The organism is Rugosimonospora acidiphila (assembly GCF_039543385.1).
Lineage (GTDB): Bacteria > Actinomycetota > Actinomycetes > Mycobacteriales > Micromonosporaceae > Rugosimonospora > Rugosimonospora acidiphila.
Genome location: NZ_BAABJQ010000013.1, coordinates 37,470 through 52,576, shown reverse-complemented (window position 1 = coordinate 52,576; position 15,107 = coordinate 37,470). Strand labels below are relative to the sequence as shown.

At 71.5% G+C, this 15,107-nt stretch carries 10 protein-coding genes and 1 pseudogene; 4 read left to right on the top strand and 7 right to left on the bottom strand.

Annotation, left to right across the window (positions count from 1 at the left end):
* The first annotated feature begins 142 nt into the window (after window positions 1-142).
* Both ABEA87_RS21765 and ABEA87_RS21760 read left to right on the top strand, forming a co-directional pair.
* On the top strand, window positions 143-1,228 hold the full coding sequence (locus tag ABEA87_RS21765) for a threonine ammonia-lyase (protein WP_345632241.1): 1,086 nt from the start codon (window positions 143-145) through the stop codon (window positions 1,226-1,228).
* Window positions 1,229-1,233: 5 nt separating this feature from the next.
* Window positions 1,234-2,343, top strand: a complete 1,110-nt coding sequence (locus ABEA87_RS21760) for a D-alanine--D-alanine ligase family protein (RefSeq protein WP_345632239.1) — start codon at window positions 1,234-1,236, stop codon at window positions 2,341-2,343.
* Between the two features lie 31 nt (window positions 2,344-2,374).
* On the opposite strand, the gene ABEA87_RS21755 is transcribed toward ABEA87_RS21760, so the two are convergent.
* The 4 genes and pseudogenes from ABEA87_RS21755 to ABEA87_RS21745 form a co-directional block, all read right to left on the bottom strand.
* Entirely contained in the window at window positions 2,375-5,302 is a 2,928-nt protein-coding gene (locus ABEA87_RS21755) for a glycoside hydrolase family 2 TIM barrel-domain containing protein (RefSeq protein ID WP_345632237.1), read from the bottom strand.
* 137 nt (window positions 5,303-5,439) lie between these two features.
* Window positions 5,440-5,895 carry an alpha/beta hydrolase family protein gene (locus tag ABEA87_RS21750; RefSeq protein ID WP_345632235.1) on the bottom strand — a complete coding sequence of 152 codons (456 nt, stop codon included), beginning with the start codon at window positions 5,893-5,895 and terminating at the stop codon, window positions 5,440-5,442.
* Between the two features lie 35 nt (window positions 5,896-5,930).
* Window positions 5,931-6,221: pseudogene (locus ABEA87_RS42675) on the bottom strand (hypothetical protein); the annotation flags it as partial.
* Window positions 6,222-6,747: 526 nt separating this feature from the next.
* A complete protein-coding gene (locus ABEA87_RS21745) occupies window positions 6,748-7,761 on the bottom strand; it encodes a LacI family DNA-binding transcriptional regulator (protein WP_345632233.1) in 1,014 nt (337 codons plus the stop codon).
* Window positions 7,762-8,153: 392 nt separating this feature from the next.
* On the opposite strand from ABEA87_RS21745, the gene ABEA87_RS21740 reads away from it, so the two are divergent.
* Together ABEA87_RS21740 and ABEA87_RS21735 are read left to right on the top strand one after the other, a co-directional pair.
* Complete coding sequence (locus ABEA87_RS21740) at window positions 8,154-11,258, top strand: NEW3 domain-containing protein (protein WP_345632231.1); 3,105 nt, start codon at window positions 8,154-8,156, stop codon at window positions 11,256-11,258.
* Window positions 11,259-11,425: 167 nt separating this feature from the next.
* Entirely contained in the window at window positions 11,426-13,513 is a 2,088-nt protein-coding gene (locus ABEA87_RS21735) for a glycoside hydrolase family 127 protein (protein ID WP_345632229.1), read from the top strand.
* 23 nt (window positions 13,514-13,536) lie between these two features.
* Here ABEA87_RS21735 and ABEA87_RS21730 read toward each other — a convergent pair whose 3' ends face one another.
* The 3 genes from ABEA87_RS21730 to ABEA87_RS21720 all read right to left on the bottom strand — a co-directional run bounded on the left by ABEA87_RS21730 (window position 13,537) and on the right by ABEA87_RS21720 (window position 14,697).
* On the bottom strand, window positions 13,537-13,797 hold the full coding sequence (locus tag ABEA87_RS21730; RefSeq protein ID WP_345632547.1) for a YciI family protein: 261 nt from the start codon (window positions 13,795-13,797) through the stop codon (window positions 13,537-13,539).
* A 67-nt stretch (window positions 13,798-13,864) separates the two neighbouring features.
* The gene (locus ABEA87_RS21725; RefSeq protein WP_345632227.1) at window positions 13,865-14,425 is read right to left on the bottom strand and encodes an SUKH-4 family immunity protein; all 561 of its coding nucleotides are present in this window, start codon (window positions 14,423-14,425) and stop codon (window positions 13,865-13,867) included.
* Window positions 14,426-14,436: 11 nt separating this feature from the next.
* The gene (locus ABEA87_RS21720; protein ID WP_345632225.1) at window positions 14,437-14,697 is read right to left on the bottom strand and encodes a class I SAM-dependent methyltransferase; all 261 of its coding nucleotides are present in this window, start codon (window positions 14,695-14,697) and stop codon (window positions 14,437-14,439) included.
* Window positions 14,698-15,107: the final 410 nt, after the last annotated feature.

Sequence of the window (15,107 nt, the reverse complement as noted above, 5' to 3'; positions counted from 1 at the left end):
TGGCAACGATCGGCCGCGACGCCGCGGCTGTTGACGCGCCGGGCGACCCACGCTGATCCCGGCCGAATGGTGCCGGTCAGCGCGCCGCCCGCTGCTGATCACCAGACCGATTCGTCACACCGAGCGAACAGGGACAAAGAACATGCCAGACACGACGCTCGGCTCGGCGCCCGGGCTCGACGCGCGACCGACCATCGGCCGTGATCCCGCCGCGCCACGGCCGGTACGTGATGACGTGCTGGCCGCGGCGCGGTGGCTGTCCGGGCGGGTGGTGCGTACCCCGGTGCTGTGGTCGCCGGTGATCGACGAGCTGGCGGGCGCGCGGATCCTGGTGAAGGCGGAGAACCTGCAGGCCGGCGGGTCGTACAAGATGCGGGGCGCGCTGGTAGCGGTGGGTCGGGCCGCCGCGGCCGGTACGCACACCGGGGTGGTGGCGCAGAGTACCGGCAACCATGCGGTGGCGGTGGCCCTGGCGGCGCGACAGCACGGTCTGGTGGCCACGGTGGTGTTGCCGGTGGACGCGGCACCGTCGAAGGTGGCCGCGGCACGGGCGGCGGGAGCGGAGATCGTGCTGGCCGGAACCACCGTGGCGGACCGATCAGCGGTGGCCCGACAAATCAGTGAGTCGACCGGGTTCCGGCTCATCGACGCCTACGACGATCCGGACGTGGTGGCGGGGCAGGGCACCGCGAGCCTGGAGCTGATCGAGCAGGCGCGGGAACTGGGAATTCCGGTGGACGCGGTGGTGGTGCCGGTCGGCGGTGGGGGCGGCGTGGCCGGCGCGTGCCTGGCCGCCGCCGGCAGCGCAGTGGCGGTGTACGGAGTCGAGCCGGTCGGGTGCGATTCGCTGGCACGCAGTCTGGCCGCGGGTTCACCGGTGACGGTGGAGCCGGGTCCGACGCTGGCGGACGGACTGCGCCCCTCGCGGGTGGGGGCGCTGCCGTTCGCGCTGGTTCGCGGGAAGTTGGCCGGGGTGCGGGTGGTCGACGACGATGCCATCGCCGAGGCGCTCCGGCTGGCCCTGCTGCACCTCAAGCTCCTGGTGGAGCCGTCGGCGGCGGCCGGGTTGGCCGGGGCGTTAGCGGTCGCGGCCGCGGATGGTCACAGCACGATCGGAGTGGTGTTGACCGGGGGGAACATCGAGCCGGGCCTGCTGGCTCGGTTGACGGCGGACGGCCTGTCCATGCCGGCCCGTCGGGAAGGAACAGCGGCATGTCGGGAGGGGTGAGCGGAATGAGTTCCGTGCGGGTCGGGGTGTTGTTCGGTGGTCCGTCGGCAGAGCATGACGTGTCGTGCGCGTCGGCGCTGTCGGTGATCCGGGCGCTGTCCGGTAGCGGGTACGAGGCAATGGCGATCGGGGTCAGCCGGACCGGGGGGTTTCGGTTGGTTCCCGAGCAGGTGCTCTCGCGGCTGCGTGACGGTTCGGGGGCGGCCCGCGCGATCGAGGACCGGTTGGAGGTGACCGGCCCGGCGGTACAGTTGCGGGCCGGCACCACGCCGGGCATCGTGCGGGTGTCACCGGTCGAGGACCCCAGCACGGTACTGGCCGAGCTGGACGTGGCGTTTCCGCTGCTGCACGGCCCGTTCGGCGAGGACGGGGTGGTGCAGGGGGTACTGGAATCGTTGGGGCTGCCCTATGTCGGGTGCGGCGTCCTGGCCTCGGCGGTCGGCATGAACAAGGTGGCGATGAAGCGGGCACTGCGCGCCGAGGACGTGCCGGTCACCCCGTACGTGTGGTTCGACGCGAACACCTTCGGGCAGGTTGATGACCCGTTGAAGCTGGTGGACGGGCTGCGCTGGCCGCTGTTCGTGAAGCCGGTCAGCATGGGCTCGTCGATCGGGGTTTCCCGGGTCACCGAGGGTGGCGACCTGGGTGCGGCGATCACGGATGCCCTGCAGTACGACACGCAGATCATCGTCGAGCAGGGTGTGACCGGCCGGGAGTTGGAGTGCGCGGTGCTGGGTGGACCCCGGCCCAAGGCGTCATCGGTCGGTGAGGTCACCGTGACCGGCGGCTGGTTCGACTACCAGCAGAAGTACTTCGGCGACGCCGACCCCATGATCGTGCCCGCCGTGCTGCCGGACGGGGTCGCCGACCGGATCCAGGAACTGTCCCTGCGCGCGTTCAGCGCCATCGACGGGTGGGGCCTGGCCCGGGTCGACTTCCTCTACGACCCGGACACCGACGACCTGTACGTCAACGAGCTGAACACCATGCCCGGCTTCACCGCCCACTCCATGTACCCCAAGGTCTGGGCCGCCGCCGGCGTCGGCTACGCCGACCTCGTCGACCAACTCGTCGACCTGGCGTTCCAGCGCCAGCAGCAGCGCCGGCAGTGGTGACGCCGGCGACCGGCATCCGGCGGTAAGCCGGCTATTCAAACCACAGGTCGAAGCGGGCCGGCCCCGGCGTGAGCGTGTACCGCGGCAGCGGGCCCGGGCCGCACGACGCCGTACCGATGCCGTGCTGCGCGTGGTCGAGCATCAGGTACAGGCGGCCGTCCGGGGCCAGGTCGAAGGTGTGCCGCGCCGACGCCAGGGCCCGCTGCGACCACGGCCGGGCCGTGAAGCTGAACTCCGGGCCCCGCACCGTCAGCTCCCGGCCCGACGCCGGGTCGCGCAGCCGCAGCCGGCTGACCCCGGCCCGCGCCCCGTTCTCCTGCGGGCGCACGTAGTCCACCCCGAGGTCGGCGACCGTGGCGGAGTACCAGCCCTGGCGTTGCGCCTGCCCGGTGTCCGGGTACTTCGGGCCCGGCCCGAGCCCGGCCCACTCCACCTCGGTCAGCGTCGCGGGCAGGGTCAGGTCGATGCCGATTCGCGCCCAGGTACCGGTCCACGGGCCGACCGGGTTCACCTCGACCGCCAGGCGCAGCCCGGCGCCGTCGCTTTCCCACCGGTACGTCACGTCGACGGCGTGGTCGCGCCCGGCCGTCCCCGACCGGCGCACCACCACCAGACCGTCCCCAGTGGACTCGACCGAGACGGTACGGCTGACCAGCCGGGGCAGCCCCAGCCGCTCCCAGACGTCGGCGTCGGCGGGCCGCCGCCCGCCAGCGGTGGAGTCGGTCCCCCGGTCGTTGTCGGTCGGCGCGCGCCACAGGCCGAACTCCGGACCGTCGACGGGCAGCCCACGCAGGCAGCGCAGCAGCCCGGTACCCGCATCGAACAGCGCCGGCCCGAGCCGCAGTCCGTCCGGTGTGGACACCGGCGCGGCCGGGGACGCGACCGGGGCGACGGGCTGCGCCGGTACCCGGCCGGCCTGGCACCAGGCGACCTCGTGGCCCTCGGGCGCCCAGTCCGCCGCGTGGGCGAGCACCAGCGACACGGTCAGCACCCGGCCGTCGATCCGCTCGCCGGTCACCTCGGCAGGCAGCGCGACGGTGGCGGACTGCCCGGGGGCCACGCGCACCGGGTCGAGCCCGCCGTCCGAGCGCCGTCCGGTCTCGTCCCGCACGCACCAGCGCAGCGCGAACTCGGACAGGTCGCTGACGTCGTGCAGGTTGGTCAGGCTCAGCGTGCGCCAGTCCTCGCCGACGGCCATCCGCACCGGCTCCACGACCTTCTTGACGTCCAGCAGCCCGGGGCGGGGCACCCGATCGGCCGACACCAGGCCGTCGATGACGAAGTTGCCGTCGTGCACCGGCTCGCCGAAGTCGCCGCCGTACGCGTCGTAGCGCACCCCGTCCGGGGTCGTGCGGTGGATGCCGTGCTCCAGCCACTCCCAGACGAACCCGCCGTGCAGGCGAGGCGACGACTCGAAAGCCGCCTGGTACTCGCTCAGCCCACCGGGGCCGTTGCCCATGGCGTGCGCGTACTCGCACATCAGGAACGGCAGGCCGCGCCGGTGCGCGTCGAGCTCCGGGTCGTCCACCTCCGGCTCCTCGAACTGGCCGATGGCCTCGACCTCGGTGACCGACGGGTACATCCGGGAGTACACGTCGACGTAGCCGGCACGCTGCCAGTCGCCCTCGTAGTGCACGAGCCGGGACGGGTCGCGCTCCTTCACCCAGCCCGCCATGGCCTCCAGGTTGTCGCCGACGCCTGCCTCGTTGCCCAGCGACCAGATCAGCACGCTCGGGTGGTTCTTGTCGCGCTCCACCATCCGGGCCATCCGGTCCAGCAGCGCGTCCCGGTACGCCGGGTCGCCGGAGGGGTTGCGCCGCCAGCCGACGTGCGAGAAGCCGTGGGTCTCCAGGTCGCACTCGTCGATGACGTAGAAGCCGAGCTCGTCGGCCCAGCGCAGCACGTCGGGGTGCGGCGGGTAGTGCGAGGTGCGGATGGCGTTGAGGTTGTGCCGCTTCATGAGGCGCAGTTCGTCCAGCGCGGTCTGCGCCGGCACCGCGCGGCCGAAGTCCGGGTGGTGTTCGTGGCGGTTGACGCCCCGGAACAGCACGGGATTCCCGTTGACCCGGATCTGCGAATCCTCCACGGTCACGGTGCGGAAGCCCACGCGCAGCGTGACCCGCTGGGCCGGGGTCCGCACCACCAGGTCGTAGAGGTGGGGTCGTTCGGCCGACCAGGGGCGCACCGGACCGGCGTCCAGCGTGACGCCCGGCGCCAGGTCACGCACGTCCAGCTCCGGTACCGAGACGCGGGTCAGCTCCCGGTCCGGCCCGTCCACCTCGACGCGCAGCTCGCCGCGCCCGCCGGCGAAGGCGGCGTGCACGAACACGTCGCGCAGCGCGCCGGCCGGGTGGGCGAGCAGGGTGACCGAGCGGAATATCCCGGGCAGCCACCACATGTCCTGGTCTTCGACGTAGCTGGCCGCGGAGAACTGGGCGACCCGTACCGCCAGCACGTTGTCCCGGCGCCGCAGCAGGTCGCCGACCTCGAACTCGGTGGGCAACCGGCTGCCCCGGGTGGTGCCGAGCAGCCGGCCGTTGAGCCACACGGCGGCGGCCGAGTCGACGCCGTCGAAGCGCAGCAGCGCGCCGCCCAGGAGTTCGTCGGGCACGTCGAAGCGCCGGCGGTGGTCGCCGATCGGGTTGGCGTCGGGGACGAACGGCGGGTCGACCGGGAACGGGTACACCACGTTGGTGTACGCGGGCTGCCCGTGCCCGTGCATCGGCCAGCTCGACGGCACCGGGATCGAACCCCAGCCGGAATCGTCGAAGTCCTCCTCGCCCACCCCGGCCGGCGCGGCGAGCGGTGAGGGCGAGAGCAGGAACCGCCACTGCCCGTCCAGCGACAGCTCGGGCAGGCCGGAGTCGAAGCGCGCCCGGGGCGCGATGCCTCCCGTGCCGGGCCCGGTGGAGGTCAGGTCGAGCGCGTCGTCCCCCGGCACCGGAGTCGTTCGGTCCATGGCAGCAGCATCCTCCCCGCGATCGGCGGCGCCCGTGCCGCCGGCCGGGCGCGGCCGGCAGCGCCCATTCTGCCGGCCGGACGCGCCCGGTCGAGGGGTGGGGGGCGCCTCGCGGCGGACCGGACGGATGGCCGGCGTCACGGGCGGATCCAGGCCGGCGCCTCCCTGCGCGCGGCGGCGGAGTCCTCGGGGTACGCGTGGCCCAGACCCGGCTCGACGACCAGGCGGCACGGCACCGCGGCCCGAGCCGCCCAGTCCTCGAAGCGCCGGCACGAGTCCAACGCACCCGGACGGTCACCGGTGAACACGACGCACCGCGGCGGCGTGGGGTTGGCCGGCACCGGGCCGGCGGCGAGCCGGGTGGCCAGCGGCCCGAGGTCGGGTGCGAAGGCGATGGCACCGGCGGCGGCCACCTCGCCGGTGAGCGCCGCGTCCAGCGCTATCCGGCCGCCCGCGCCCAGCCCCGCCAGGGTCACCCGTCCCGGCGACGGCCCGGGTGTGCCCACCGCGGCCAACGCGTCGGGCAGGGTATCGGTGCACTGGTCGCGGAGAAGACTCGTGGCGGCAACGGTATGCGCGGTGCCGGCCCACAATTCGCGGATCGCATACCGCTCAAGGCTTCCAGAATCCCGCCGGTGACCGCGCGGTCGGCATCGGGGTGCGCGGCGGTGCCCACCGAAGTCTGTTTCCACAATAATGGCGGCGTCTCCACCGTTTCCAGCAATGCGACATCCGCCGGTACGGCAACCCACTCACCATTGCCGGCTATGGAGCCCGGCACCCACCGATCTCGGTCGAACAATTCGGCCAACGGGGAAAGTATGCGCCGACCCTCGGATTCGACCTGTTTTCGCGAGATGACGGTCGAGTGTCCCAGCCCGATCAGGCTGGCCCGTTCGATCGCCTCGCTACGGGCGCGGACGCCCGCGTGTTCCGCACCTGGGTCCTAGGCTCCGCCGTCGAACCACCGGCCGGCCACCTCGATGCACGCGGTCGCCAGGCAGAGGTGGTCGTCCAAGACCTTAAGGATCACGTGTCCCCCGCGTGTTGCGAATTCGGGTGTCTCGCGTATTCGTGTCTGGCACTAGCTCCCGTGTCGAGCGGCGGGAATGCCTGCGGCCGGACTGCGCCGGTCGCGGGCGCCCCCATTACTCAGGTGTAGTCGGTGCACAACAGCACGGGGAAATCCCGTTCGTCGTGTGGAGCGACACGTGCACAGGTACGATAACTTAGTCGACCCCCACCAACGACCCCTAAGTTCACGATTAGACGAGAGCCAATGTCGATTACACCGGCGGAGTCGTTTGGAGAGGTCGATTGTTCACTCGACTGGCACTGCCCGCTGGCCGCGGGGCGTCCGCGGGGCGTCCGCGGCGGGGCGTCGAGCACCGCGACCCGCGCATCGATGGCGTCGCGCGGGCCGGCGGATGGTCGGCGGGACCGGCCTAGCTGCCGGTCGAGGCGCGGATGACGAGCATGCCCGGCACCGTGTGCACGCCCGGAACCGGTGCTCCGTCGATCGCCGAGAGCAGGTGCCGGGCCGCGATCCGGCCGACCTCGCTGAGGTTGGGGTCGACGGTGGACAGCGCCGGGCGGCTGGTCGCGGCGAAGATTTCCCAGTTGTCGTACCCGATGAGCGCCACGTCGTCGGGTACCCGCCGGCCGAGTTCGCGCAGCGCGTCGGTCGCGCCGCGGGCGATCTGGTCGGAGCCGCAGAAGATGGCGTCGGTGTCCGGGGCCGAGCGCATCACGATGGCGGTGGCCTGCCGGCCCCACGCCTCGCTCCACTCGCCGAACCGGGCACCGGTGCCGACCAGCCGCAGCCCGGCCTGCGCCAACACCTCCTCGGCGCTGCTCGCGCGCAGCCGGGCGCCGAGAAAGCGCTCCGGCCCGGTGATGTGCGCGATGCGGGTACGGCCGATGTCCAGCAGGTGCGTGGTGGCGATCCGGCCGCCGTGCGCGTCGTCGGGCACCACCGAGCAGTCCGCCGGGTTGGACGACTCGGTCATCGCGTAGACCACCGGCACCGGCAGGCCCTCGGCCAGCGGTGGCCGGGCGTCGCGCCGCCGGCCGGTGACGATGATGCCGTCGACCTGGCGGTCCAGCAGGGTGCGCAGGTAGTGCTGCTCCCGGATCGAGTCTTCCCGGCCGTCGCAGAGGAACACCGAGATCTGGCCGGCGGACAGCCCGTCCTCGGCGCCCATCATGATCGGGATGGTGAACCGGCCGAAGCTGTCGGTGGTGATGAGCCCGACCGTGTAGCTGCGCCCGGACGGCAGGGCCCGCGCGAGCGCGTTGGGGCGGAATCCGAGTTGCTCGGCGGCGCTGCGCACGCGTTCGCGGGTCTCCGGGCGCAGTTGGCCCAGGCCGTTGAGCGCCTTCGACGCCGTACCGGTCGAGACGCCGGCCAGCGCGGCCACGTCGGCGATCCGGACCGGCCCCCCTCGGCGAACCGACACGGAAACTCCTTTCCGTTACATCGATAAGTCGCGACAGGATAACCATGCGTGCTTTCCGTTGGCAAAAAAACCCGCAAACTGGTGCATGTGACCGGTAACAAGACGGATAGAGATCGTTGACTTCGCTCGCGAGGGGGCCTAATGTTCGGCCTGCGACAACCGGTTTCCGCGCGTCCCGACATACCGAACGTGCCCGTTCCACGCCCCGAAACGAGCCTGACTTCGCGCGCACCAGGGCAGCATCCGCCCTGATGCGCGACCGCCGTGTGCCCGACTCCCCGTGGTGTCGCGGCGGTGGGCACGGCCCGCCACGCTCGCCCGACTCAGCACGAGGGGGAACGACGACATTGTCCCGACAACATCGGCTGTTACGGCTATCCATTGCCCTGGCCATGGCCGTCCCCGGTGCGGCCGTCCTGGCCACCACCGCCCAGGCCGCGACCCCGGCCTTCCAGCCGCTGCCGACCCTGCCCATCAACAGCTGCAACGACTCCACCCTGCCGAAGGCCGGCGGCACCAACGCGCCACTGCCCGGTGACCCGTACGGCCACGGGTTCGCGAACGAGTCCGCCATCGGCTGGCAGGGCAACTACTACGCCCCGCTGAACTACCTGTCCGGTTCGTACTTCGCCCGCGGCGTGCCGACGCAGTACAAGGGCGGCAACACCACGTACTGCGGCGCGATGTACTCGTTCAACGTCTACAACTACGGCCTGGCCGCCGGTAGCGCGCCCGCGCCGGGCTCCGTGCAGTGGACCGAGGCCGACGGCTACCTGCCGGCCATGACCACCTCGTTCAGCCGGGCCGGCGCGGACATCGCGATCACCGACTTCGCCGACCAGCAGACCATCAACGGCCACCCGGTCGAGCTGGTCTACACCCGTATCTCCGTGCACAACAGCACGTCGGGCTCGCTGGACGTGCCCCCGGGCCAGTCCGGCCCGAACCTGGTCAGCCTCAACGACGCGAGCGACACCGTCGCGGCGGGCGCCACCGTCACCCACGACTTCGTGGCCGCGGTGGACACCTTCGACGCGACCAGCACCCTGCCCACTGCCGCGCAGCTGTCCGGCGTCGCCTCGTACGACGCGGCGTACGGCCACATGAGCGCGTTCTGGAACCAGCAGCTGTCGGTCATCCCGACGCTGTCGCTGCCCAACGTCACGCTGCCCAACACGGGGCTGGCCAACCCGGGCACCGCGATGGACAACGCCTACAAGGCGGCGGCCATCTACACCCGCATCGTGCAGGTCGGCGAGGCGCAGTTCTCCGGCGCGAACAACTACGACTCGCTGCTCAACCACGACGTGCCCAGCATCCTGTCCAACCGGCTCGAACTGGGCGACTACGCCGACGCGCAGAACCTGCTGCTGACCGCGCGCATCTCCGAGGCCAGCAACTTCAACGAGCAGGGCGCCAACTGGTACTGGGACGGGCCGTGGAAGACCCCCGCGACCTGGGCGCAGTACCTGGAGGTCACCAACGACACGTCGTTCGTGAGCACGTACTTCCACGACGACGCGAACGGCCCGAGCCAGTGGGGCCCGAGCCTGTTCACGTTGATGCACACCGACTACCTGGCGCAGCTGAGCAACAGCACGCACTACCTGCGGACCTCGGGTGACAACGACTCCTCGGGTACCTGGCTGTTCGACGACGAGTCGGCACTGGCCGGCCTCGCCGCGTACAAGTACATCGCCACCCGCATCGGCAACACCGCCGAGGCGCAGTGGGCCGATGGCGCGTACACCAGCCTGCTGAACGCCACCAACGCCGGCCTGGCCGCCAACGAGAAGGCCAACGACTTCAACTACCTGCCGTGCGAGGTCAACGTCCCGAGCACCGCGGACCGCTGCAACACCAAGAACGACGCCAACTGGGCCGGCTCGAACCTGTGGAGCCAGAACGTCTGGGACGTGATGCTCTCGGGCGGCACGCTCAACGGCGTCCTCGGCGACCCGAGCCAGACCGACAACCTCTACACCATGGGCATGAGCCGCCTTTCGGGCAGCGGGGTGCCGTTCCCGTCCTTCGGCGCGTACAGCGGTTACAGCGTGGCGCTGAACACCGGGTACGCGTCCGGCGGCCTGTACGGCTCTCAGTACCGCGACCTGGCCCTGACCAGCTACGCCTGGCAGATCCAGAACACCACCGGCGGCCCCAACGCCTGGTGGGAGGCGAACGGCAGCGCACCGGACCCGAACAACCCGTGGGCCGGCAGCCACGCGGCGCCGCAGTTCGGCGCCGTGCCGTACGTCTGGCCGATGGCCAGCCAGACGCAGACCCTGGTGCAGGCGCTGGCCGCGCCGGGCCTGGTGTCCACCACCAAGCCGGACGGCACGTTCGACTTCCACACCGCCCTGTACGTCGGGCGCGGCATCCCGGACGCCTGGCTGGTGCCCGGTCAGCACATCAACATGGACAACATCACCTCGTCGTACAACGTGAAGAACGGCGCGCGTAAGACCTACGGCGTCGACATCTCGGTGGTCGGCGACCGCGGCGACCGGGTGGTCACCGTCAACCTGCCCGGCACGCTGCCCGGCAACGACGTGCGCGTCCAGCTGCCGAGCCTGGCCACGGCCGGCGTCAAGTCGGTCGCCGGTGGCACGTACGACCCGGCCACCCAGACCGTGACGGTCACCTCGGGCCGGACCGTGCAGATCCGGCTCGGCGAGGCGGCCAAGCCGACCGTCGCGGTCAACGTGGCCAGCACGGTACCCGGGCAGCACAGCCAGCCGACCATCTCGGCCGGCGCGACCACCACGGCCACCGCGACGGTCACCAACCCCGGTGCCACCACGCTGACCGACGTCGCCGTCAACCTGGACACCCCGACCGGGTGGACCGCCGACCCGGCCACGCCGGCGACGATCGACTCGATCGCGCCCGGGGCCAGCGCGACGGTGACCTGGACGCTGACCACCCCCGATTCGCTCAACGGCAACATCGGCATCCCGATCACCACGACGTACTCCTCGGCCAACGGGGTGTCCGGCAGTGTGGGCGCCGAGCCGTTCGTGACCGTGCAGCGTGAGCTGCCGGTGCCGCCCGGCTCCAGCAACGTGGCGCTCAGCGCCACGCCGTCCGCCTCGTACACGTCGCCGTGGGAAAACGTCAAGGCCATCAACGACGGCATCTTCCCGCCGAGCTCGAACGACAGCGTGAACCTGCGCTGGGGCGACTGGCCGATGGAGGGCCCGCAGTGGGTGGAGCTGGACTGGAACCAGGCCATCACCACCAACGGCTCGGGCATCTACTTCTTCGATGATGGTGGCGGCATCGGCCTGCCGACCTCGTACACCGTGCAGTACTGGGACGGCGCCAACTGGGTGAACGTGAGCGACCCCAGCGCGTACACCACCAACCTCAACACCTTCAACCAGATCAACTTCGACACCGTCACCACCACCAAGATGCGGATCGCTCTGCAGAGCGCCGCAACCACCTCGGTCGGCGTGCTCGAGTGGCTCGTCGACAGCGCACCCGCTAGCTGAACGGATCCCGTCACCGCGGGGGCGCCCTGGTCGGGCGTCCCCGCGGTGCGGTCCGCTCCCCCGGCCGCACCTCTCCCCGGACAGACCGGGCCACACCTCTCCCCGGACGGACCGGCCGCACCTTCCCCGGACGGACCGGCCCATCGACGCGAAAGGCCGCCAGGACAATGGAATCCACCACTGCACTGGATCCCGCCACTGCACTGGAACCCGCCACCGCGCTGGAATCCGCCACCGCACTGGAACCCGCCACCGCGCTGGAATCCGCCACCGCGCCGGAATCCACCAGGACGACGGAGTCCAGCACGCGGGCGACGGTCCACCGACCGGCCGGGCCGGTCGCGCCCACCGACGCGGCGGCCGTCGCCCTGCGCCCCCTGGCCGGGCGCGCGGTCCGGCTCGACCCGGACGGCTTCCTCGGCCGCTGGCAGCGCCGCAACGCCACCGAGACGCTGCCGCACTGCGTCACCAACCTGGAGCGCGACGGCGCCCTGGACAACCTGCGCCACGCGGCGCGGGGCGAGCGCCAGCGGTTCAGCGGGAAGTGGTTCGCCGACTCCGACGTGTACAAGACCCTGGAGGCGGCGGCCTGGTGGCTCGGCCACGCCGACGACGGTCGCCTGACCGAACTGCTGGACGAGGTGGCCGACGTGCTGGCCGCCGCGCAGCGGGAGGACGGCTACCTCAACTCCTGGTTCCAGCTCATGGATCCCGAACACCGGTGGATGAACCTCGCCGTCGGGCACGAGCTGTACTGCGCCGGGCACCTGCTGCAGGCCGCCGTGGCCGCCATCCGCGGCGGGGTGGGTCCGCGCCTGGTCGAGGTCGCCACCCGCCTGGCCGACCTGCTGGTCGACAGGTTCGGCGGCGACGGGCGGCTCGGCATCTGCGGGCACCCCGAGATCGAGACCGCGCTCGTGGAGTTCTTCCGCTGCACCGGCAACCGCGCCTACCTCGAGCTGGCCGCCGGGATGGTCGAGCTACGCGGGCGCGGCTGGCTGGCCGAGCACAGTGTGGACACCGGCCTGGGCGGCTCCAGCTTCGGCGCCGCCTACTACCTCGACCACATGCCGGTGCGCGAGGCGGGCGCGGCGACCGGCCACGCGGTGCGCCAGCTCTACCTGGAGGCCGGAGTGGTCGACGTGGCCGTGGAGACCGGCGACCGGTCCCTGCTGGCGGCCTCCGAACGCATCTGGGAGGACCTGTTCGCCACCAAGACATACCTGACCGGCGCGCACGGCTCGCGGCACCGCGACGAGTCCATCGGCGACCGCTACGAGCTGCCGCCCGACCGGGCCTACGCGGAGACCTGCGCGGCCATCGCCAGCTTCCAGTGGAACTGGCGGCTGCTACTGGCCACCGGGCGGGCCCGCTACGCCGACGAGCTGGAGCGCGTGCTCTACAACGCGATCGCCGCTTCCACCGCAGTCGACGGCCGGCACTTCTTCTACTCCAACCCGTTGCAGCTGCGGGTGGACCACGACGGTACCGAGGAGGACGCGGCACGCCGCCAGGCATGGTACAAATGCGCCTGCTGCCCGCCCAACCTCGCCCGGCTGCTCGCCTCGTTGGACGCCTACCTGGCCTCGTCCGGCCCCGACGGCATCCAACTGCACCTCTACTCCGCCGCCACCATCGCCACCTGGATCGGTGACTCACCCGTGGAACTGCGGGTCGACACGGAGTACCCGTGGCGGGGCCGGATCGCGGTCGCCGTGGCGAGCACGGCCGCGGCCGGATCATGGGAGCTGGCCCTTCGGGTACCGGGCTGGTGCGATCGGACGCCCACCGTCACGGTCAACGACGAGCCCATGGATGCCGAGGCCAGCGACGGGTACCTGCGGCTGCGCCGCGCCTGGCGGGAGGGCGACACCGTGGTGCTCGACCTGCCCATGCCGGCCCGGCTGGTCACGCCGCACCCCCACCTCGACGCGGTACGCGGCAGCGTCGCGATCACCCGCGGCCCCCTCGTGTACTGCCTGGAGCAGGTCGACCTGCCCGACGGCGTACGCCTCGACGACCTCCGCGTCGACCCGGCCGCCGCGCCGATCCCGGTCGCCATCGCTGGCCTGCTCGACGTGCCGGTCGGCGTCGTGGCGCACGGGTTCGTGGAGCCGGACGGCGAGCAGGCGCTCTACGACACCCGGGAACGGCCGCCGCACGCCCGCAGGCCCATCGACGTGTTGACGATCCCGTACTTCCGGTGGGCCAACCGCGAGCCCGGGGCGATGCGGGTCTGGCTGCCGACGGCGTGACGGGTCAGGGGTGGAGCCCTGGGTCAGGGGTGGAGCCCGACGAACGACGGGCCGACCCGGAACGGGAGGACCTCGACGCGCCGCCACACGTCGCCGGTCAGGTATGGCTCGACCGCCAGCCATGCGTCCACCTCGGCACGGTCGGCCATGTCCAGGACGAGCATCGATCCTGTCATGTTCCCCGACGCGTCGAGGATGGCGCCGCCGTAGCGCATCCGCCCGGCGGCGACCATTTCGTCGCCCAGCGCGAGGTGCGCGTCCCTGGTCCGCATCCTGCGATCCAGGGCCTCGTCGTCGTCGCCGTCCTAGGCGAGGAGGAGAAACTGCATGGGTGTAGTAACCTCCACCTGCTCAGAGCATCGGGTACGAATCAAGGTACCTGTCCCAGAACCGTCCCTCGCCGCCGAACGGAAGGTCGTCCCAGGGCGTGATCGCCTCCCTGATGAGGTCCTCCACGTCCGCCCAGTCGTTGGGCGTCGGGCGCTCCTCGGGACGCGGCTTCTCCGCCTTGATCACGTAGAGCAGATAGGACAGAGAGGACAGGTCTCGGTGGATGAGTTCGAGTTCGTGCTCCGAGTCCGGATCGGCGACCCAGATCGTGCCGTCCGGCAGGCAGACGTACAACTCGGCGCCGTAGACCAGGCCCAACTGCAGCAGCGGCCCGTGCGGCCCGTCGAACGGCACGGGATCGGCGCCCTCGACGTAGGCCGGTTCGGGAGCGCCCGGATCGCGGTCGGCCACGCCGGCCAGCATGCGGAACAGTCCGTCGGAGTATGGGATACCGAACTCCGCAGCGAAGCGCGCATCGGCCCCATCCGACCAGATCCGCGCGGCCTGGTCGGCCCGGATCCTCAGTAGGCTCCCCGCGGGCACATCCGCCGCGATCGCCCGCCAGTCCACCGACACCAGCACGGGTCACTCCTCTACGATCTGCGACGCAGATCGTACTGCGCCTCGGCGGCGCGCCGGGCGAGCACCAGCATGTCCGGCTCCGGGTCCACGACCGCGCGTACCCGCTCGGCCAGCGGCAGGGTCAACTGGCCGGTACCGCAGCCGAGGTCCAGCACCACGTCGTCGGTACCCAGCGCGAACGCCTTCACGATGGCGTCAACGGCGGCCGGCGGATATCCGCGCCGGTACCTGGCGTAGTAGCCGGCCACCTCGCCACCGAACCCCAGGCTCATCGGCTCGGCCTGCCAGCGGACGGGCGAACAACGCGAGCGGTTACGCCAACAGCGTGACCACGCCCATCGGTCGGTCCTACCTCGGTAACGGTCCTACCTCGGGTCGACGTTCCACGCCGGGGGCAGCTCCCCACCACAGAGGCAACACCCGAAATCGTCATCCTTGACGACGTTGAGCTGGAGGCAGTCGGGGCAGCGCCGGAACACACGAACCCGGCACGGTCGAGAGCCGCGGCGAGCGAGGACCAGCACCCTGGATCGGGGCAGTAACCGGTCGACAGGTTGCTGACCTCGCTCACGGCCCCTCTCACGAAGGTGATCTCCCCAGCCGCGAGTACCTCACCGCCTCCGGCGCACGCCACATGCTCACTGCGCCGCGCGGCCAATCTGAGGACGCCCTCGGTGTCGAC